This window comes from Micromonospora sp. CA-244673, from assembly GCF_050948395.1.
Classification (GTDB): Bacteria; Actinomycetota; Actinomycetes; order Mycobacteriales; family Micromonosporaceae; genus Micromonospora.
The window spans coordinates 175484-194760 of sequence record NZ_CP192019.1; the positions used below are offsets into that span (position 1 = coordinate 175484).

Below are 19277 nucleotides of genomic sequence, written 5' to 3' on the forward strand. Positions count from 1 at the left end.
GGTGGCAATAACTTCATGATCAACGCAGACCCCGTGAGGGCGTAATCCACAGGGTTTTCCACAGGGGTGGTCTGTGGGGGTGGGGCGGTGGATTGTGCCGGGTTGTGGATGCTCTGGCGATCGTGCGGCGGGTTGCCGCGGCTCGGGACGGTGTGGTGACGCTGGCTCAGGCGCGTGCCGCCGGTTTCACCGTGCACGAGGTGCAGCGCATGTGCCGGGCCGGTCGGTGGCGGCCCCTGGCTCGTGGCGGCTACCTGGTCGACGCGGACGCCTACGACGGCATCCCGCGACGTGCGCGGATCAGAGCGGCAGTCGCATCGTTCGGTCCGGGCGCCGCGGCGGTGCTCGGCACCGCCGCCGAATTGCACCGCATCGAGGGGCTGCCACACGGCGACCGGATCCACCTGTCGGTGCCGGGCTCCGCGGCGCGACCGGTCCGTGCGTCCCATCCCGAGGTGGTGGTGCACCAGCTCGTCATCGGGCCTGGGCAGTTCCAGCGGGTGGCCGGGATCATGGCGACCGATCCGCTGCGGACGGTGGCCGATCTCGTGCTGCGGGAGGACCGGTACGAGGCGGTCTCGCTCGTGGATTCCGCGTTGAATCGACGCCTGCTCGCCCCCGGCGACATCGAACGGATGCCGTCGCTGCTCAGGGGGCGGCGCGGCGCGGTCACCGCACGCGGCTACCTCGCCGAGGCGAACGGTCTGGCCCAGTCGCCGCTGGAGACGCGCGCCCGGCTCCGCTGCGTCGACGGCCGGATCCCGCCGGACGCCCTTCAGGTGGAGGTCCGCGACGGCGACGGCTACCTGCTGGGCGTCGGTGACCTGGCCTGGCGCGCCGCCCGGGTCATCGCCGAGGTGGACGGCCGGCGGGCGCACGGAGGGCCCAGCGCGCTCTTCGCCGACCGGCACCGGCAGAACCGCCTGGTCAACGCCGGCTGGACGGTGCTGCGCTTCACCTGGGCCGACACCCTCCGCCCCGACTACATCCCCTGGGTGGTCCGGCAGGCCGTCGACGCGCGGAGACCACCATCCGGGCAGCGGACCTCATGATCGACGGGGGCGGGTGGGGTGGTCAGTAGGATGCGGGGTCGTGCGGGTTCTTCTTGTGGGTGGTGGAGGGCGGGAGCATGCGCTCGCGCTCGGACTGGCCGGTGATCCCTCCGTCTCGGCGCTGGTCGCGGCTCCGGGAAATCCGGGGATCGCGACCGTGGCGGAGCTGCGGGATGTGAACGGCACCGATCCGGCGGCCGTGGCGGCGCTCGCCGTCGAGGTGGCGGCGGATCTGGTGGTGATCGGCCCGGAGGCGCCGCTGGTGGCCGGGGTTGCCGACGCGGTGCGGGCCAAGGGCATCGCGGCGTTCGGTCCGTCGGCCGAGGCGGCCCGGCTGGAGGGCTCGAAGACCTTCGCCAAGGACGTGATGACCGCGGCGGGCGTGCCGACCGCCCGGGCGTACACCTGTGCCGACCCGGCGAGCGTCGGGAAGGCGCTGGACGAGTTCGGCGCCCCGTACGTGGTGAAGAACGACGGGCTGGCCGCCGGCAAGGGCGTCGTGGTGACCGATGACCGCGCCGTTGCCGAGCGGCACGCCGAGGAGTGCGGCCGGGTGGTGATCGAGGAGTACCTGGCCGGTCCCGAGGTCTCCCTCTTCGTGGTCACCGACGGCGAGGCGGCCGTGCCGCTGCTGCCCGCCCAGGACTTCAAGCGCGTCGGCGACGGCGACAGCGGGCCGAACACGGGCGGCATGGGCGCGTACGCGCCGCTGCCCTGGGCTCCGCCCGGCCTGGTCGACGAGGTGATGCGCGACGTCGTGCACCCGACGCTGGCCGAGCTGCGCCGCCGGGGCACGCCGTTCGCCGGCCTGCTCTACGTGGGCCTGGCGCTCACCGCCGCCGGCCCGCGCGTGATCGAGTTCAACGCCCGCTTCGGCGACCCCGAAACCCAGGTGGTGCTCGCGCTGCTGGAGACGCCCCTGGCCGGGCTGCTGCACGCCGCCGCCACCGGCACGCTCGCCGCGCACCCGCCCTTGCGCTGGCGCGACGGCGCGGCGGTCACCGTCGTGGCGGCGGCCGAGGGTTACCCGGCGGCGCCGCGTACCGGTGACGTGATCACCGGCGCGGACCGCGCCGGGGCCATCCACGCCGGCACCCGCCGGGACGCCGACGGCAGCCTGCGCTCCGCCGGGGGCCGGGTGCTCTGCGGTACGGCCACCGGCCCCACCCTGGCCGCCGCGCGGGACGCCGCCTACGAGGTGGTACGCGGCATCGAGCTGGCCGGTTCGCACTACCGCTCGGACATCGCGGCTGCCGCGGTGGACGGCCGGATCGACCTTCCCGCCTGACCAGCAGGCCGACGCCGGCGCGGTGGTCAGCGGTTCGTCGCGCCGGGTGAGACCTCGGGCTGACCCGCCGTTTCCGGGGCGGTGCGGTCCGGTGGCCCCGAGCCGCCGGGAGCGCGGTTGACCATCCGGTCGAGCACGTTGGCGGTGGCCCGCTCGATCCGCTCGTCGCGGTGCGTGCGCCGGTTCAGCGCCATCGTCCAGCCGAGGGTGCCGGTGGCGAACACGACGGCTCCCCGGGGCGTCTCGTACACGTGGGTGCTCTGCACCCGCTTCGCGCCCTCACGGTTGATGTACGGAGACCTGCTGAGCAGGGTGTCGCCGAGCCCTCCGGGGCGGGCGGCGCCGTTGTTGACGCCGTCCGCCTCGCCCAGGACGAGCCCGGGGATCCGATCGCCGTCGGCCACCCCGGTGCCGGCCCACACCCAGTGGTCGGCGGCCCGGACCACCAGCGGCTGCGGGGTGGCCACGATGCCGTTGTACTGGATGCCGATCAGCGACTGCTCGGGCTTATCGAGGTAGCGCCAGGTCACCGTCGGCCCGGCGGCGTCCTCGTCCGGGTCGGGGTCGGTCTTGGCGCAGGCGACGACCCGCTCGGGGCGGCCGTCGGCGGAGGGGCGCACCCGGATGTGCCAGTAGACGCTGTTCGCGCCGAAGAAGGCGAGGCTGGTGCCGCCGGCCAGGCCGGCCTCGGCGGCCCGGCGCATCTCCACCGACCAGTACTCGTCGTGCCCGCAGAAGATCAGCCCGCGGTGCCGGGCCGGGTCGAGCCGCCCGGAGTGCAGGTCGAAGCTGGTCGCGTAGGAGATGTCGTAGCCGTTGCGCTCCAGCCACTGGACGGCGTCCTGGTCCCGGGTGAAGTGTGCCGGCTGGCCGGCGTCGGCGTACGGGCGGTCGAAGGAGACCTCGCGCGCTCGCAGGGCCGGATCGCGCTTCCCGCTGGCGGTGTAGCCGTTGTAGAGGCTCTTGCCGGCCTGCCCGTCCTGCGGCCACTGGTTGTACGCCTGCCAGGTGGTCACCGGCAGCACCACGCAGAGCGCGGCGGCCCGCGTGTCGTCCCGCACCACGAAGGGGGTGGAGGCGTACCAGCCGTCGGCGGAGGTGAAGACCGCCTGGTAGAGGCCGGAGGTCCAGTCCTCGGGGATGCGGAGGGTCCAGGACACCGGCCAGCGGCAGGCGATCGCTCCGGTGTCGGGGTCGGCGGGCGGCACGGGCTGCGGGGTGCCGTCCAGTGCCGGGCTGGTCAGCATGGTCCGGGGGGTGCCGGCGCCGTCGTGCCAACCGAGCCGCTTCACGCTGATCTGGAACGGGCCGGCCGGGTTGACCGCGACGTGGAAGTCGACGGACTCGCCGGGGGCCAGGCTGGTCGTCGAGGCGTACCCCTGGATCTGCCGCCGCCGGTCGTCGGCGGGCCGGACGTCGTCCGGCATCCTCCAGGACCCGCCGGCAGCACGGTTGTCCACCCCGACCGGTGCGGTCTGGCGGCGGGTCGGCGGGCCGCTGCGGCGGTGACTCAGCACGGGCTCGCTGGAGCCGCCGAGCGCGGTGGCGGAGACGCCGCCGAGGAGGAGGCCCAGGGCCCAGCGCCGACGGAGTCGAACCATGCGAGCAGCTCCGGGTCAGATGAGAGTCACTGCCGGGACAGCCGGCACACGGAAAATACCACCGGCCCGGCGGCTCCGTCTGTCCCCTGTGGGACCCCCCTCAGCCGTAGTAGCGGCGGAGTTCGCGGCTGAGGACCTTGCCGGTGGCGTTGCGCGGCAGGTACTTCACGAACACCACGTCGCGGGGGACGGAGAAGCGGGCCAGGTAGTGCCTCACGTACTCGCGGACCGCCTCCGGGTCCAGCGTCTCACCGGGGTGCAGGGCAAGGAACGCGGCGAGCCGCTGGCCGTACTCCGGGTCCGGCACGCCGATCACGGCGACCTCGCGGACCTGCGGCAGCCGGGCGATCAGATCCTCCACCTCGGACGGGAAGACGTTCTCCCCACCGGAGACGATCATGTCGTCGGCCCGCCCGTCGACGAAGAGCAGCCCGTCGGGGTTCATCCGGCCCAGGTCGCCGGTGTCGAGCAGGCCGTCGCGCCGCTCCCGGCCGGCCCCCGAGGTGTAGCCCTCGAAGAGCATCTCGTTGCCCACGAAGATCCGGCCGACCCGGCCGTCGCGGACCGGCTCGCCGGCGTCGTCCACGATCTCCACCCGGGTGCCGTGCGGCGGGCGGCCCGCCGTGGTGGGGGCCGCGCGCAGTTCCGCCGGGCCGGCGATGGAGGCCCAGGAGACCTCGGTCGAGCCGTAGAGGTTGTGGAGGACGTCGCCGAAGCGGTCCATGAATGCGGTGGCCAGGCCACCGGGAAGGGCGGAGCCGCTGACCGCCACCACCTTGAGCGGCGGCCGGGGCTCGGGCGGCGGCGTCTCCATGAGCCGTTGCAGCATCACCGGCACGGCGAAGAGCGCGTCGCAGGGCTGCCCGGCCAGGGCGGCCAGCGTGGCGGCCGGGTCGAACCGGCGGTGCAGCACGATCGTGGCGCGCAGCGCGAACGACACCTGGAGTGCGGCGTACCCCCAGGTGTGGAAGATCGGCGCGGCGATCAGCACGGTGTCGTGAACGTGCAGCGGGATCCGGTCGATGATGGACACCAGCGGACCGAAGCCGTGCGGCGTGGGCCGGCGGGCGCCCTTGGGCGCGCCGGTGGTGCCGGAGGTGAGCACGATGGTCCGGCCGTCCCGCTCCGGCGGCTGGAGCTGGTCTCCGGGCAGCGCGCCGGCGATCAGCTCCTCCTGGCCGCGCTCGTCGACCCGGTGCAGCTCGGGGGGAAGGCCGAGGACCCGCTCGGCGAACTCGGCGTCGTGCACCAGCACGCGCAGACCCTGCTCCTCGGCCACGGTGGCCAGCTGTGCCGCGGAGAGACCGGTGTTGACCAGTACGGCGTCGGCGCCGAGCAGCATCGCGGCGACGATCGCCTCGATCAGCCCGTGGTGGTTGCGGCAGAGCACGCCCACCCGGTCGCCGCTCTGCACGCCGAGCCCGGCCCGCAGCGACCGGGCCAGCCGTTCCGACCGGTCCAGCAGCTCCTGGTACGTCAGCGAGGCGCCGTGCTCGTCGATGACGGCGATCCGTCCCGGGTCGCGGGCGGCGGCCTGGCGCAGCTCGCCGGCGAGGCTCCAGCCCCAGCGGCGCAGGGCGTTGAGTTGGGAGGCCACCCGGATCGGGCGGCCCGGGTTGAGCAGTCCGCGTCGGGTCAGCGTGGCGACGATGAACGGCAGGTCCAAGTCGCAACCCTCCTTCGCGTTCGTGTTCTCCCGATCATGCACCGGCGGCGGCGACGGCGCCCAGCCGAGGTGATCAGTTGCCCAGCCTGCGGAATGCGGAGCGCGGACCGGCGGCCCGACCCGCGACGGCGGTACGCCCGGCACGGCGGTGCCGTCGCGGGTCGGGTCGGGGTCCGCCGGCGATCAGCGGATCTGCATGCCGGAGATGGCCCGGGAGATGACCAGCCGCTGGATCTCGGAAGTGCCCTCGAAGATGGTGTAGATCTTGGCGTCCCGGTACCAGCGCTCGACCGGGTGGTCGCGCAGGAAGCCGGCGCCGCCGAGGAGCTGGACCGCCCGGTCGGTGACGGAGACGGCCACCTCGCCGGCCTTGAGCTTGGACATCGAGCCCTCGCCCGCGGTGAACGGCCGGTTGTTGCGCCCCATCCACGAGGCCCGCCAGACCAACAGCCGGGCCGCGTCGATCTCCATCTTCATGTCGGCGAGCGCGAACGCGACCGCCTGGTTCTCGATGATCGGGCGTCCGAACTGGACCCGTTCCTTGGCGTAGTCGAGGGCGTACTCGTACGCGGCGCGGGCCACGCCGAGCGCCTGCGCGCCGACGGTCGGGCGGGACAGTTCGAACGTGCGCATGGCCGCCTGGCCGGAGGCCCGCTGGCCGGTGCGGGCCCGGGCCAGCCGCTCGTCCAGCGCGTCCTTGCCGCCGAGCAGGCAGCGCCCCGGAACCCGTACGTCGTCGAGGAAGACGTCGGCGGTGTGCGAGGCGCGCAGCCCGAGCTTGCGCAGCTTGCGGGTGGCGGTGAGCCCCGGCGTGCCGGGCGGCACGACGAACGCGGCCTGCCCCCGCGAGCCCAGGTCGGGCTCGACCGAGGCGGTGACCACGTGCACCCCGGCGATGCCGCCGTTGGTAGCGTACGCCTTCTGCCCGTTCAACACCCACTCGTCGGCGGCCGCGTCGTAGACCGCGCGGGTCCGCATCGACCCGACGTCGGAGCCGGCCTCCGGCTCGGTGGTGCAGAACGCGGCGACCGCCGGCTGGTCGACGTCGCCGAAGCACTGCGGCACCCACTCGATGAGCTGGTCGGGGGTGCCGGCGCCGTAGATGGCGGCGACGGCCAGCGAGGTGCCGAAGATGCTCAGGCCGATGCCGGCGTCACCCCAGAACAGCTCCTCGCTGGCGATCGGGAGGGAGAGCCCGGTGGGGTCGGCCCAGCAGGTGGCGAGGAACTCGAAGCCGTACAGGCCGACCTTCGCGGCCTCCTGGATGATCGGCCAGGGAGTCTCCTCCCGGGCGTCCCACTCGGCCGCGGCCGGGCGCACGACCTCGGCGGCGAAGCCGTGCACCCAGTCGCGAAGGTCCCGCTGTTCCTCGTTCAGGTCGAGCGAGAACTCGGCCATCTCAGGCCTTGGGGATGTCGAACAGGTTGGCGATGTTGGCGGCGAGGCCCAGGTCGCCCTTGGCCTTCAGCTTGCCGGTCATGAACATCATGACCGGGTTGCCGCCACCGGACACGATCTTCAGGAACTCGACCGGGCCCATGGTGAGGCTGAGCTTCGGGTCCCGGGTGGGCGTCTCCGAGACGGCGCAGGTGCCGTTCTCGATGACGATCTCGTAGGTGTCGGTGCCACCGTCGGGGCGACCGGTGATGTTCCAGTGGATGACCGCGTTGGTGGAGCCGGCCCGGTCGGCCCGGAACAGCGACGGCATCCGGTTGAAGACCTCGCTCAGGATCTTGCCGCGCAGGTCGCCGGACATGATCTCGGCGATCTTGTCGTCGGGGGTGGACTTGACCAGCTGCGCGAACTCCTTCGGGCCGACGTTCGCGAAGTTGGCCGGGTCGAAGTCACTCATGGGGGATGCACCTCTCGGGCGAGCCGACTTTGGTTACTCAGGCGTAACCCTACGCACGAGTAGGTATGCTCGCAAGGGTGTCCAGCACACCGACCTTCAAGCGCCTCCCCCGCGCCGTGCGCGAGCAGCAGATGCTCGACGCGGCGGTCAAGGTCTTCTCCCGCCGGGGCTTCCACGCGGCCAGCATGGACGAGATCGCCGACGACGCCGGCATCTCCAAGCCGATGGTCTACGCCTACCTCGGCACGAAGGAGGAGCTCTTCGTCGCCTGCCTGCACCGCGAGGGCACCCGGATGATGGAGGCCATCGCCGGGGCGGCCGCTCCCGACCTGCCCGCCGACGAGCGGCTCTGGCGCGGGCTGCGCGCCTTCTTCGGCTTCGTCGGCGCGCACCGGGACGGCTGGGCGGTGCTCTACCGGCAGGCCCGCGGCGAGCAGCCGTTCGCCGCCGAGCTGGCCACCATGCGCGGCCGGCTCGTCGAGGTGGTCGCCGGGATGCTCGACCACGCGCTGCGCGCCAACGGGCGCGAGGTCGGCGCCACCGACCTGGAGGTCGTCGCGTACGCCCTGGTCGGCGCGACCGAATCGCTGGCCGACTGGCTGGCCGACCACCCGGAGGCGGACCCGGAGAAGACCGCCACCCGGATGATGAACGTGGCCTGGCTGGGCGCCGACCAGCTGCTGCGCGGCATCACCTGGCACCCGCCGGCCGGCTGACCCGGGCCCGGACCCGCCGGCCGCGCGCCCAGCGCACCGCCTCCACGACGGCGGTCAAGGTCAGCGCCAGCCCCAGCCCGAGCAGCAACCCGCGGACCGGATCCCGCTCGAAGGCGAGCCCACCCAGGTAGCCGACCAGCGCCGAATAGATCGCCCAGGACCCGGCGGCCAGCGCGTCGAAGAGCAGGAACCGCCGCCGGGGAAACCGGACCGCCCCCATGGTCAGGGTGACCGCCGTCCGTCCACCCGGGACGTAGCGCGCCACGGTGAGAATCAGCCCGCCGCGCGCCGCGATGCCCCGCCGGGCCCGCTCCAGCGCGGCCCGCCGCCGGCTGCCACGGCCACTCCGGCCCGGCACCACCTGGGCCGCGGGAACGGCCGCCGGGAGGCGGGCCAGCAGCCGGCCGCCGCCGTGGCGGCCGATCGCGTACGACACGTGGTCGCCGACGAGCGCGCCGAGCGCGGCCACCACGACCACCAGCGGCAGGTCGGGCTGGCCGGTCGCGGCGAACACCCCGGCCGTGATCACGGCGGTCTCGCTCGGCACCACCGGAAAGAAGCCGTCGACCACCGCGACGGCGAACAGCGCTAGGTAGATCCAGGGCGAGGACATGGTCTGGTGGAGCAGGTCGAGCACGGAATCCATGGCCCCGATGCTGGTCGCGCCGGCCGTCCCGGCCATCTGCCGTCGGTCGCCCGGCGACGGCTACTTTCGTCGCGTCGTACCCCGACGGGCCGTCGGGGTCGACCCCCAACCCTCCCGGAGGTACGCCCCGTCGCGCGCCCGCCCGGCCTAGGCTCGCCGGGTGACCACCCGCGTCGCCCTGCTGCGGCGGGCCGAGCGGCACACGCCGCTCCTGCTCGCCGCGCTGGTGGCCGCCTGCACCTGGGCGTCGGCCACCGGTGCCCTGGGCGTCCGCTCGCCGCTGCCCCGCCCGCTGGTGCTGGTCGTGGCGCTGGCCTCGGGCGCCGCCGCCGTCGCGGCCCGCCGGTGGCCGCTGGTCGCGGCGGCGACGGTCGGCTGGCTCGTCCTGGCCGCCTGCCCGGCCGCCGTCCTGGCCTCCTGGCGGGCGGGGGTCGCGCTGCGCGGTCGGCGCCTCGCCGCGTACCTGCTCGGTGCGGGCGGCGTCGCCCTGCTCGGGGTGGCCGTCGGCGTCGCGGTCGGCGGCGAGCGCCGGCTGACCACCGCCACCGGCGCCAACGCCGCGGCGCTCTTCGCCTGGGTGGTGGTCTTCCCGCTGGTCGCCGGCCTGTGGATCGGCGCCCGGCGGGACACGCTGGCCGCCCTGCACGACCGCGCCGCACGCCTGGAACGCGAGCAGGAGGCGCGCGCCGACCGGGTGCGCGCCGAGGAGCGGGCCCGGATCGCCCGGGAGATGCACGACGTGGTGGCGCACCGGGTCTCGCTCATGGTGGTGCACGCCGGGGCGCTGGAGGTGACCGCCGCCGAGCCGGCCACCGTCGAGGCGGCCGCCCTGATCCGCTCCACCGGCCGGGCGGCGCTGACCGACTTGCGCGAGGTGCTGGGCGTGCTGCGCCAGCGGGCCGGCGACGGCACGCCGCTGCCCCCGACCGGCCTGGACGCGGTGGACGAGCTGATCCGGGAGTCGCGGGCGGCCGGCCTGCGGGTGGACCGGCGGGACGAGGGGACGCCCGGGACGGTGCCCGGCGGCGTGGCCCGGACCGTGCACCGGGTTGTCCAGGAAGGGCTGACAAACGTCCGCAAGCACGCCCCGGCCGCGGCGGTCACCGTCCGCCTGCGGCACCTGCCCGACGGGATCGAGGCCACCGTCCGCAACGGGCCGTCCGCCCGGCCCGGCAACCCCCTGCCCGGCGCGGGGCTCGGCCTCGTGGGGCTGCGCGAGCGGGTCGAGCTGGCCGGCGGACGGCTGTCGGCCGGCCCGACCGACGACGGCGGTTTCCTGCTGCGGGCGCTGGTGCCGACGGAGGGCCCCTCATGATCCGCACCGTGATCGCCGACGACGAGCAGCTGGTCCGGGCCGGCCTGCGGCTGATCCTGGAGGCCGCGCCCGACATCGCGGTGGTGGGCGAGGCGGCCGACGGGGCCGAGGCGCTCGCCGCCGCCGTACGGCTGCGGCCCGACGTGGTGCTGCTCGACGTGCGGATGCCCGGCACCGACGGGCTGACCGCCGCGTCGCTGATCGTCGCCGCGGGCCCGAAGGTCGTCATGCTCACCACCTTCGACCAGGACGAGTACGTGCACGGCGCGCTGCGCGCCGGCGCGGTCGGTTTCCTGCTCAAGGACACCCCGCCCCGGGAACTCGCGGCCGCCGTGCGGACCGTCGCGGCCGGCAACGCCATGCTCGCCCCGACGGTGACCCGGCGGTTGATCAGCTCGTTCGCGGAGCGCGGCCCGGCCCGGCGGGAGGCCGCCCGGCAGCGGCTGGCCCGGCTCACCGACCGGGAGGCGGCGATCGTCCGGGAGGTGGCCCGCGGCGACGCGAACGCCGACGTGGCCCGCCGGCTCGGCACGAGCGAGGCCACCGTGAAGACCCACGTCAGCCGCGCGCTGGCCAAGCTCGACGTGGCCAACCGGGTCCAGCTCGCCATCCTGGTCCACGACGCCGACCTCCTGGAGGAGTGAAACTGTCGGTGGGCACCACCATGATCGCGGCGTGCTGAACGGAATCGACGAGATCGACTGGTCGCGGCTGAGCCACGCGTACGGCCCGGCGAACGACGTGCCGGGGCAGCTGCGCGCTCTCGCCTCGGCCGACTCTGGCGAGCGGGCACGCGCCCGGCACGAGCTCTACGGCAACATCTTCCACCAGGGCACCCGCTACGAGGCGACCGCGTACGCGGTGCCCTTCCTGCTGGAACTGCTCGCCGACCCGCGCACCGGGGAGCCGGCCGAGCTGCTGGAACTACTTGTCGCGATCGCCATCGGCTACGACGAGGGCTGGCTCCCCGACGGCCTGCCGGTGGCCGACTGGCGCCGCCGGGCGGCCGGTGGGGAGGCTCTGTTGGCGGCGGGGCCCCGGCCCGGTGACGACGCCTACGACGAGGACGAGGGCGACTACGCCTACCTCGAGTCGCTCACCGAGGCCGACCAGGAGCGGCTGTACGCGTACGTCGAGTTGGCCGCCTACGACGCGGTGCGCGCGGGCGTACCTCTCTTCCGTGCGCTGCTCACCCGCCCGGAACCGGCGCTGCGCGCCCGCGCGGCGTACGCGCTCGCCTGGTTCCCGGAGGACGCGGCGGGCAGCGTCCCGGCGCTGGCGGCGGTCGTGGCGGCCGACCCGGACACCGAACTCCCTCCGGTGGTCGGCACCGCGCTCGCGGCGACCGGCCTGCTCGGCGTCGCGCCCGATGCCGCGCTGCTCACCGACCCCCGGCCGACGGTTCGCTGGGGGGCGGCGGTCGGCCGCGCACGGGTGCTCGGCGCGGCGGCGGACCAGGCGACCGTCGACGAGCTGATGGCCTGGGCCGCGGGTGCGCCCGAGGGGCCGACCGGGGTGCCTTTCCTCGACGGGGACCTCGCCGGGTGTGCCGGCCTGGCGCTGCGCCAGATCGGTCCCCGGCACGCGGGCCAGGGCTTCGACGTCCTGGTGGCCCGGATTCCGGCCGTATCCGGTATTCCGGCGCTGCCGGTGGTCGAGCAGGCGCTGCGGCTGGCGTTCCCGGACGGCCCGCTGCCCGCCGGCACGCCGGCGACGGCGCTCACCGACCGGCAGCGGAGGCTGGCGGAAGCGCTCGCCGCCTCGCCCGGCACCTGGCTGATCGGGGGGCACCCGTTCGTCAACTTCGGTGTCATGGTCGGCGGCTACGGCCTGGCGCACGACGTCGAGAGTCTCGCCGCATACCTGACCGAGGGCGGCGCCGCAGGCCGCTGATCCCTCGGAACGCCAGGCGCCGGGGTCAGTGGCGTGCGGTGGCGCGGGCGCGGGCGCGGCGGCGGGCCCAGCGCACCACCTCGAACAGGCCGGTGACCGCCACCGAGATGCCGACCCCGGCGAGCAGGCCCTGGACCGGGTTGTGCTCGAAGGCCAGCCCGCCGAAGTAGCCGAGCAGGCCGCAGTAGATGCCCCAGGTGCCGCAGGCCAGCGCGTCGTACATGAGGAAGGAGCGGTACGGGTAGCGGACCGCGCCCATGGTCAGGGTGACCGCGGTCCGGCCGCCCGGGACGTACCGGGAGGTGGTCAGGATGATGCCGCCGCGCCGGTCCACGGCCCGGCGGGCCCACTCGGAGCCCGTCCGGCGCCGGCTGTCGACGGGCAGCCGGGCCAGCCGGTGCGCGCCGCCACCGCGCCCGATGGCGTAGGAGATGTGGTCGCCGGCGAACGCGCCGACCGCGGCGGCCACGATCACCCCGACCACGTTCGGCTCCCCGCCGGCCGCGAAGACCCCCGCGGTGATCGCCACGGTCTCGCCGGGCACCGCCGGGAAGAACGCGTCGACGGCGGTGACCACGATGATCACCAGGTACACCCACGGCGAGGTCACCGTCTGGTGCAGCAGGTCGAGCACGTCCCCCATGCCCCCATGCTCGGTGGTGCGGTGTCAGCGGGGAGCGGAAACGGCTCCGGCGAGGGCGGCGACCTTGTCCTCGGCGGTCGGCCCGTGCGAGGTGAGCAGCACCGGCGCGCCCAGCTCGGCCGCCACCGCGGCCGGCCAGTCGGTGGGCGCCTCGTCGAGGACCGGGCGGGCCCGGAGCAGCCGTTCGGTGAGCGCGGCCTGGCGGTCCAGGTCGCCGGCCGGGCCGGGGACGAGCCGGTCGGCCGTGTCGTAGCGGCGGCAGATCCGCAGGCCCGGGCCGGCCAGGTCGAGGTGGGTGAGGGCGAGCACGTCCACGCCGCCGGCCACCTCGAGCGCGTAGCGGTGGGCCACGGCGTCGAAGTGGCCGAACCGGAACCGGCCCTGCCAGGGATTGGTCGGGTTGCGCGGGTCGGCGAACGGCAGCGCCGGGTCCTCGGTGACCAGCGGCCCGGGGCCGTGCCGGGTGGTGGTCACCCGCAGCACGCCGAGCCGCTGCGCGGTGCCGGCGAGCCCGGCCTCGGCGAGCAGCGACTCGGCGTTGGCGAAGGTGGTGGTGCTCCACGTGGTGTACGGGTGGAAGCCGTGCCACTCGTCCAGCAGCACCCCCTGTGCCCCCTCGAAGACGCAGGTCCCGGCCCGCAGCGCCCCGGACAGCCAGGTCCGGTCGACGATCGCCACCCGGCCGGCGAACCCGGCGTACGCGGGCAGGCAGTCCTCGACCGGCGGGGCGTCCAGCGGGCCGAGCTCGGCGGTGAGCCGGTCCCGCAGCGCGGTGAGCCGGCGGCACAACACCGCAGGGCGGCCGCAGTCCGCCACCCGGGGCGCCTCGTCGGGGTGGGCGAGGCCGTACGCGACCGCCTCGCCCACCCCCAGCCCGCAGGAGCCGTGCCGGTCGGCTCCCCGGGCGATCTCCCGCGCCCGGTTGGCGGCCCGGTGGTACGGGGTGGCGAGCAGCGCCTCCCCGTCCACGGTCAGCCGGTCCAGCGCGTCGGGCACCCCGACCGCCGTGAGGTGGTCGGCCTCGGCGGCCAGCGCCAGCGGGTCCACCACCACGTGCCGCGACAGGTGCGTACGGACCCCGGGGCGGAACGTCCCGGCGCCGAACTGCGCGAACGTGTGGTGCCGCCCGTCGCGCAGCACGACGTTGTGCGCCGCCTGCGCGCCCCCGTTGAACCGGACCACCGTGTGCACCGGCCGGCTCGCGCAGAGCCAGTCGACGACGGTGCCCTTGCCGGCGTCGCCGTAGCCGAGGTCGACCACCATCACGTGCCTCACAGCCGGGTGACCCCGCTGCCGTCGGTCGGGGCGAACGGCAGCGTGGCCACCGCGCGCCGGCCGCCGCCGAGGCGGGCGAGCGCCCGGGAGACGGTACGGCCGGCCGTCGACCCGGCCCGGTCCAGGTCGCGCAGCCCGGTGTCCAGGTCGACGGCCTGCTCGCCGAGGCCGACGGTGAGCGCGATGGTCTCGCAGACCGCGTCGAGGTCGTCCAGCTCGACGGCGTGCTGCCCGAGCAGGTCACGCCAGAAGTCGAGGACCTTGCGGCTGCCCGCGTACGCGCTGCCGGCCGGGAGCAGGTAGTAGGTGTCCCAGCGCCGGGTCACCTCGTCGACGATCTGCCGCAGCGGCACGTCCTCGCGCAGGTCGTCGCCGATCAGCCGGGCCACCTGCCGCCGGTCCACCCGGGGGTACGCCAGCTCGTCGCCGATGATGAACAGGTAGCCGCGCCGCCCCCGCTTCGTCCAGCTGTCGGTGACCGTGTGCCGGGCCATGAAGTACAGGGCCAGCTCGTACGACTCGGTCATCTGGCCGCCACCGCCGCCCTCCAGCACGATCCGGCCGAGGTCGTCGTCCATCCGGTTGTCGGACTCGAACTGGCCGATCTGCAACGGCACCCGGTCGCAGGTGGCATCGCCGATCGCGCCGAACAGCAGCTGCGGGTCGCGGGCGTAGCCCTGGCGGAGGAGCAGGCCGAGCAGCTGCGGCAGCTTGCTCTGGAGCACCCGGGGCACGTGCCCCATCGACCCGGTCACGTCGAAGAGCACCGCGATGGGCGTCGACTGCGGGTGCTCGTCCGAGTCGCGGCTCTCCCGTACCGCGCCGCGCGGGTCGAGCGCGGGGTGCACCGTGCGCGCTCCGCCGTCGCTGTAGGAGAAGGCGCTCGCGCCGGTGGCCCGCCGGTAGCGGTCGGCGGCGTCGTACACGTCGGTGGACCAGATTCCGCTGCCCATGACAGCCTCCCTAGGGGTTGAGGGTGAAGGGTCGGAAGGTGCGGGGGCCGTAGAGGCCGTCCAGCACCTCGTCGAGTTCGCGGAGCAGCCGCCAGGCGTCGTCGGGGCGCGCGGCCAACCCCGGGCGCCGGCAGCCGGCCGCGAAGGCGCGCAGCTCGCGCGGTGCCCGGTCGGCCATCAGCCAGGTCATGCAGCGCGCCGCCATGGCCAGGTCGGTGCCCGGGCCGGCGGGCCGCCGCGCGGCCACCTCGGCCGGGTACCACTCCTCGTGGCCGGGAACCAGCGCCGGGATGGTCGCGCCGGGCTCGGTGGAGAGGCACCAGTCGACCAGGACCACGCCGTGCGCGTCCGGTTCGATGAGCACGTGCCGGGGGAGCACCGCGCCGTGCACCACCCCGGCCCGGTGGGCCAGGCCGAGGGCGACCAGCAGCCGCCGCCACATCCAGGCCGCGTCGCGCGGGTCCACGCCGTCCGGGTACGCCCGGCGCACCTCGTCCAGGCTGCGCAGTCCCGGTGCCGCGGCCACCACGTTGACCAGCCGTTCCGCGCCGGTCGCCGGGTCGCGGGCGGGCAGGTGGTCGATGAGCCGGGGCACGTAGGGCAGGTGCCTCGGATCGCCCCGGTCGGCGATCCGCCGCAGGGCGCGTGCCTCGCGGGCCATCAGGTCGTTGTCGGCCGGATCGCGGGGCAGCTTGAGCAGCCGGTCCCGCCCGGCGTCGTAGAGGTCGGCCAGGTCCCCGGCGTACGCGATCCGACGCAGCGTGTAGTCGCCGAGTCGGGTGCCGCGGCCGCCCCGCCAGCGGGCGGTCACCGTCATCAGCGCATCGGAGGCGGCGGCGCGTACCCCCGGGTCGACCGCGCCGAGCCGGTCGGGGTGCAGGGCCGTGACCAGCTCGCGGTAGCGGCGGGCCGGCGCGTCGGTGCCGAACAGGTCGGCGGCGCCGCGCGCCGTGGCGACCAGCCGGATCGCCTCCTCGGTCCTCACCGCACCGTCTCCTCCCGGGCGGGGCGCAGCAGCGCCGGGTGGAGGAGCCGGGCGTCGCCGGCCCGGTAGAGCTTGGCCCGGGGCCCGCCGCGCGGGCCGCCGCGCTCGGTGCTGTCGCCGGTGCTCTCCACGAAGCCCGGCACGGAGAGCACCTTGCGGTGGAAGTTGCCGGCGTGCAGCGGGTGCCCCCAGACCGTCTCGTAGACGGCCCGCAGCTCGGTGATGGTGAACTCGGGTGCCAGGAAGCGGGTGGCCAGCGGCGTGTATTCCAGCTTGGACCGGGCCCGCTCCAGCCCGTCGTCGATGATGCGGCCGTGGTCGAAGGCGAGCTGCCGGCTGGTCAGCGCGGTCACCGGCAGCCAGATCGCGTCGTCGGCGTCGGTGTCGGCGACCGGGTCGGGCAGGTCCGGGGCGAAGGCCAGGTGGGCGATGGAGACCACCCGCATGCGGGGGTCCCGGTCGGGCCCGCCGTAGGTGGCGAGCTGTTCCAGGTGGACGCGGCGCAGCCGCTCGCCGCCGAGCCCGGTCTCCTCGGCCAGCTCGCGCCGGGCGCCGGCGGCCAGGTCCTCGTCGGGGCGGACGAAGCCACCGGGCAGCGCCCAGTGGCCCGCGTAGGGCGGGGCCGCCCGGCGGATCAGCAGCAGGTGCAGCGCGCCCTCGCGGATGGTCAGCGCCACCACGTCGACGGTGACGGCGACCGCCGGGTAGTCCCGGGGGTCGTACGCGGCCAGAAAGTCCTGCTCGTTCACGGCGTCTCTCTCATCTTGAGAACAACTCAATCTGAGAACAACTTAGCGTACGAAAGAGGGGACGCCAAGCCCCCTCTTTCCTCAGCGGACGGTGCCCACCAGGTGCGGCCGCCCCTGTCGCGCGTCGTGCAGCGCGAAGTCCCAGGTCCCGTCCGTGACGGCGGCGCTGAAGGCCACCGTCGACGGCAACGGCACGGGAAGCTTGAACGCCACCTCCACCGTGTAGGACTCCGGCAGCCGGCTCTCCAGCGCCGCCAGGCAGCGGGCCTTGCTCCACATGCCGTGGGCGATCGGGCGCGGGAAGCCGAACAGCCGCGCGCCCAGCTTCGAGGTGTGGATCGGGTTGTGGTCGCCGGAGACCCGCGCGTAGTCGGTGCCCACCCGGGGAGTCACCCGCCACTGCGCCGAGGCGGCCGGCGGTGTCGGGCCGTCACCCCGGTCGCGCCGCGGACCGCCGCCCGCCGTGCGCTCCTTCCCCAGGTACGTCGAGACGCCCCGCCAGACCTCCTCCCCGCCGACCGAGCCGACCAGCACCACGTCGAGCTGCCGGCCCCGTTCGTGCGGGCGCAGATTCTCGGCGTACGTGCGGAAGTCCACCGTCTCGCCGGCCTCCACCGGCCGGTGCACGGTGATCCGGTTCGCCACGTGCACCACCCCGCTCAGCGGGATGGGGAACTCCGGCGCGGTCATCAGCCGCAGCGACAGCGGAAAGCCCAGCACGTGCAGGTATGTCGCCGGCAGCCGGTCGGCCAGCCGGAACCCGCAGACCCGGTCGTAGTCCGCCAGGTGGGCCGGGTCGACCGTCACGCCGGAGACGCCCAACTCCACGGCGGGCACGTCCGGCCGGCGCCGGCCGCCCATCCCGGGCAGCGCCCCCAGCAGGGCCCGCCGGTAGAGCGCCCCCGGCGCGGGCAGCCGGGGTAGGTCGATACGAAGGCGCCCCTCCGGCCCGGTGCGGTCCGGTGCGGTCAGGGTGCCCGCGCCGCCCGACCTCACCGCGGCGGCCGCGCCGGACAGGTCACGGGTGCGGCCGTCGGCCAGGGCCGACAGGTCCTGGGTCCGATCGTCGGCCCGCGCGGACAGATCCTGGGTGTGGTCGTGGGCCAGCGCGGACAGGTCCTGGGTCGCCTCGACCGGCGGCTCCGGGACGGCCCGCGCGGCCAGCGCCGCGCGGGCCGAGGTCAGGTCCTGGGTCGGCCCCTCGATCAGCTCGTGCACCGACAGCTCCTCGGCCGGCTCCTCCGGCCGCTGCTTCCGCCGCGCCATCACGCCCCCAGCAGGCTCTGGCCGCAGACCCGGACCACGTTGCCGCTGACCGCGCCGCTCGCCGGCCAGGACAGCCAGCCGATCGTCTCGGCCACGTCCACCGGCAGGCCGCCCTGGGCCAGGCTGTTCATCCGCCGGCCCGCCTCGCGGATCATCAGCGGGATCCGGGCGGTCAGCCGGGTCTCGATGAAACCGGGTGCGACCGCGTTGAGGCTGATGCCCCGTTCGCGCAGCACCGGGGAGAGGGAGTCGACCAGGCCGATGACCCCGGCCTTGCTTGTCGCGTAGTTGGTCTGGCCGCGGTTGCCCGCGATGCCAGCGATCGAGGAGACCGAGACGATCCGGCCGCCGGCCGGGATCAGGTCGCGCTCCAGCAGCACATCGTTGATCCGCTCCTGGCTGGAGAGGTTCACGTCGATCACCGAGTCCCAGCGGTCGGCGTCCATCCGGCCGAGGGTCTTGTCCCGGGTGATGCCGGCGTTGTGCACCACCACGTCGATTCGGCCGTGCCGGCTCGCCAGGTGCTCGGCCAGGCGGGTCGGTGCGTCCGGCGCGGTCAGGTCGAGCTGCACGGCGCTGCCGCCGACCTCGTTGGCGACCGCGGCCAGTTCGTCGCCGGCGGCCGGGATGTCCAGCGCGACGACCGAGGCGCCGTCCCGGGCGAGCACCCGGGCCAGCGCCGCGCCGATGCCCCGGGCCGCACCGGTGACCAGGACCACCTGGCCGTCCAGCGGCCGGTCCCAGTCGGCCGGCGCGGCGGCGGTCCCGGCGCCCACCCGGATCACCTGACCCGAGACGTACGCGGACCGGCCGGACAGCAGGAAGCGCAGGGTGGACTCCAGGCTGACCGGGGTGCCGGCGTCGCCGTCCTTCGTGACGTACACGAGCTGGGCGGTCACGCCCCGACCGAACTCCTTGCCGATGCTGCGGGTCAGCCCCTCCAGCGCGCGCTGGGCGGTCGCCTCGCGGGGCGAGCCGCACTCGGCCGGCGGCGTGCCCAGCACGATCACCCGGCCGCTGGGCAGCAGTGCCCGGGCCTGCGGGTGGAAGAAGTCGTAGAGCTGGCGCAGCCCGGTGGAGTCGGTGATGCCGCTGGCGTCGTACACCAGGGCCGCGAAGCGGGCGGTGGCGTCGGTGGCGGCGGCCGGGTCGACCAGCTCGACCCCGGCGGCGGTCAGCACCTTGCCCACCGGCTCGGCCAGCCGGCCGCCGGTCGACGAGCCGAGCAGGACCGGCCCGGGAACGAGCGGGTCGCCCGGCGTGTGCCGGCGCAGTCGGGGCGGGTCGGGCAGTCCGAGGCGCTTGACCAGCGCGCGGCCGGCCCCCGTTTGGACGAAGCTCGCGTACCTGTCGGTCATAGGCGTAGCCTACTGGCGA

At 75.0% G+C, this 19277-nt stretch carries 18 protein-coding genes; 6 read left to right on the forward strand and 12 right to left on the reverse strand.

From position 1 onward, the window contains the following. Positions 1–122 precede the first annotated feature (122 nt). Together ACQP12_RS00890 and purD are read left to right on the forward strand one after the other, a co-directional pair. Positions 123–1052 carry a hypothetical protein gene (locus ACQP12_RS00890; protein WP_433284275.1) on the forward strand — a complete coding sequence of 310 codons (930 nt, stop codon included), beginning with the start codon at positions 123–125 and terminating at the stop codon, positions 1050–1052. 40 nt (positions 1053–1092) lie between these two features. Continuing rightward, positions 1093–2340 (forward strand): phosphoribosylamine--glycine ligase, encoded by a 1248-nt coding sequence (purD, locus tag ACQP12_RS00895; RefSeq protein ID WP_433284277.1) that lies wholly within the window; start codon positions 1093–1095, stop codon positions 2338–2340. Positions 2341–2366: 26 nt separating this feature from the next. Here purD and ACQP12_RS00900 read toward each other — a convergent pair whose 3' ends face one another. The 4 genes from ACQP12_RS00900 to ACQP12_RS00915 form a co-directional block, all read right to left on the reverse strand. After that, a complete protein-coding gene (locus ACQP12_RS00900; protein ID WP_433284279.1) occupies positions 2367–3941 on the reverse strand; it encodes a N,N-dimethylformamidase beta subunit family domain-containing protein in 1575 nt (524 codons plus the stop codon). Between the two features lie 100 nt (positions 3942–4041). After that, positions 4042–5607, reverse strand: a complete 1566-nt coding sequence (locus tag ACQP12_RS00905; RefSeq protein WP_433284281.1) for an AMP-binding protein — start codon at positions 5605–5607, stop codon at positions 4042–4044. Between the two features lie 183 nt (positions 5608–5790). Further along, positions 5791–7005, reverse strand: a complete 1215-nt coding sequence (locus ACQP12_RS00910; protein WP_433284283.1) for an acyl-CoA dehydrogenase family protein — start codon at positions 7003–7005, stop codon at positions 5791–5793. A gap of 1 nt (position 7006) precedes the next feature. Beyond that, the gene (locus ACQP12_RS00915) at positions 7007–7459 is read right to left on the reverse strand and encodes an SCP2 sterol-binding domain-containing protein (protein ID WP_357943824.1); all 453 of its coding nucleotides are present in this window, start codon (positions 7457–7459) and stop codon (positions 7007–7009) included. A gap of 77 nt (positions 7460–7536) precedes the next feature. Here ACQP12_RS00915 and ACQP12_RS00920 point away from each other — a divergent pair, with 77 nt between their 5' ends. Further along, positions 7537–8175: a TetR/AcrR family transcriptional regulator gene (locus tag ACQP12_RS00920; protein WP_433284286.1), complete on the forward strand. Its 639-nt coding sequence runs from the start codon at positions 7537–7539 to the stop codon at positions 8173–8175. Here ACQP12_RS00920 and ACQP12_RS00925 read toward each other — a convergent pair. Further along, a complete protein-coding gene (locus ACQP12_RS00925; RefSeq protein ID WP_433284288.1) occupies positions 8150–8821 on the reverse strand; it encodes a DedA family protein in 672 nt (223 codons plus the stop codon). The genes ACQP12_RS00920 and ACQP12_RS00925 overlap by 26 nt on opposite strands. A 160-nt stretch (positions 8822–8981) precedes the next feature. On the opposite strand from ACQP12_RS00925, the gene ACQP12_RS00930 reads away from it, so the two are divergent. The 3 genes from ACQP12_RS00930 to ACQP12_RS00940 are packed head-to-tail and all read left to right on the forward strand — an operon-like array spanning position 8982 to position 12029. After that, positions 8982–10136 carry a sensor histidine kinase gene (locus ACQP12_RS00930; protein WP_433284290.1) on the forward strand — a complete coding sequence of 385 codons (1155 nt, stop codon included), beginning with the start codon at positions 8982–8984 and terminating at the stop codon, positions 10134–10136. After that, a complete protein-coding gene (locus ACQP12_RS00935) occupies positions 10133–10780 on the forward strand; it encodes a response regulator (protein WP_433284292.1) in 648 nt (215 codons plus the stop codon). Before ACQP12_RS00930 ends, ACQP12_RS00935 begins: the two co-directional genes overlap by 4 nt. Positions 10781–10811: 31 nt before the next feature. Further along, positions 10812–12029: a hypothetical protein gene (locus ACQP12_RS00940; RefSeq protein ID WP_433284294.1), complete on the forward strand. Its 1218-nt coding sequence runs from the start codon at positions 10812–10814 to the stop codon at positions 12027–12029. Positions 12030–12054: 25 nt separating this feature from the next. Here ACQP12_RS00940 and ACQP12_RS00945 read toward each other — a convergent pair whose 3' ends face one another. From ACQP12_RS00945 to ACQP12_RS00975, 7 genes are all read right to left on the reverse strand, one after another. Next, complete coding sequence (locus ACQP12_RS00945; protein WP_433284296.1) at positions 12055–12672, reverse strand: DedA family protein; 618 nt, start codon at positions 12670–12672, stop codon at positions 12055–12057. Between the two features lie 24 nt (positions 12673–12696). Then, on the reverse strand, positions 12697–13947 hold the full coding sequence (locus ACQP12_RS00950; RefSeq protein ID WP_433284298.1) for an adenylosuccinate synthetase: 1251 nt from the start codon (positions 13945–13947) through the stop codon (positions 12697–12699). Continuing rightward, a complete protein-coding gene (locus tag ACQP12_RS00955) occupies positions 13944–14900 on the reverse strand; it encodes a hypothetical protein (protein WP_357943815.1) in 957 nt (318 codons plus the stop codon). Before ACQP12_RS00955 ends, ACQP12_RS00950 begins: the two co-directional genes overlap by 4 nt. 10 nt (positions 14901–14910) lie before the next feature. Further along, positions 14911–15885: a serine/threonine protein kinase gene (locus ACQP12_RS00960; protein WP_433284301.1), complete on the reverse strand. Its 975-nt coding sequence runs from the start codon at positions 15883–15885 to the stop codon at positions 14911–14913. Continuing rightward, positions 15882–16634, reverse strand: coding sequence for an NUDIX hydrolase (locus ACQP12_RS00965; protein WP_433284303.1), 753 nt, complete (start codon positions 16632–16634; stop codon positions 15882–15884). Before ACQP12_RS00965 ends, ACQP12_RS00960 begins: the two co-directional genes overlap by 4 nt. Positions 16635–16715: 81 nt before the next feature. Further along, positions 16716–17606: a MaoC/PaaZ C-terminal domain-containing protein gene (locus tag ACQP12_RS00970; protein ID WP_433289061.1), complete on the reverse strand. Its 891-nt coding sequence runs from the start codon at positions 17604–17606 to the stop codon at positions 16716–16718. Positions 17607–17899: 293 nt separating this feature from the next. Next, on the reverse strand, positions 17900–19258 hold the full coding sequence (locus ACQP12_RS00975; RefSeq protein ID WP_433284305.1) for a 3-oxoacyl-ACP reductase: 1359 nt from the start codon (positions 19256–19258) through the stop codon (positions 17900–17902). Positions 19259–19277 lie beyond the last annotated feature (19 nt).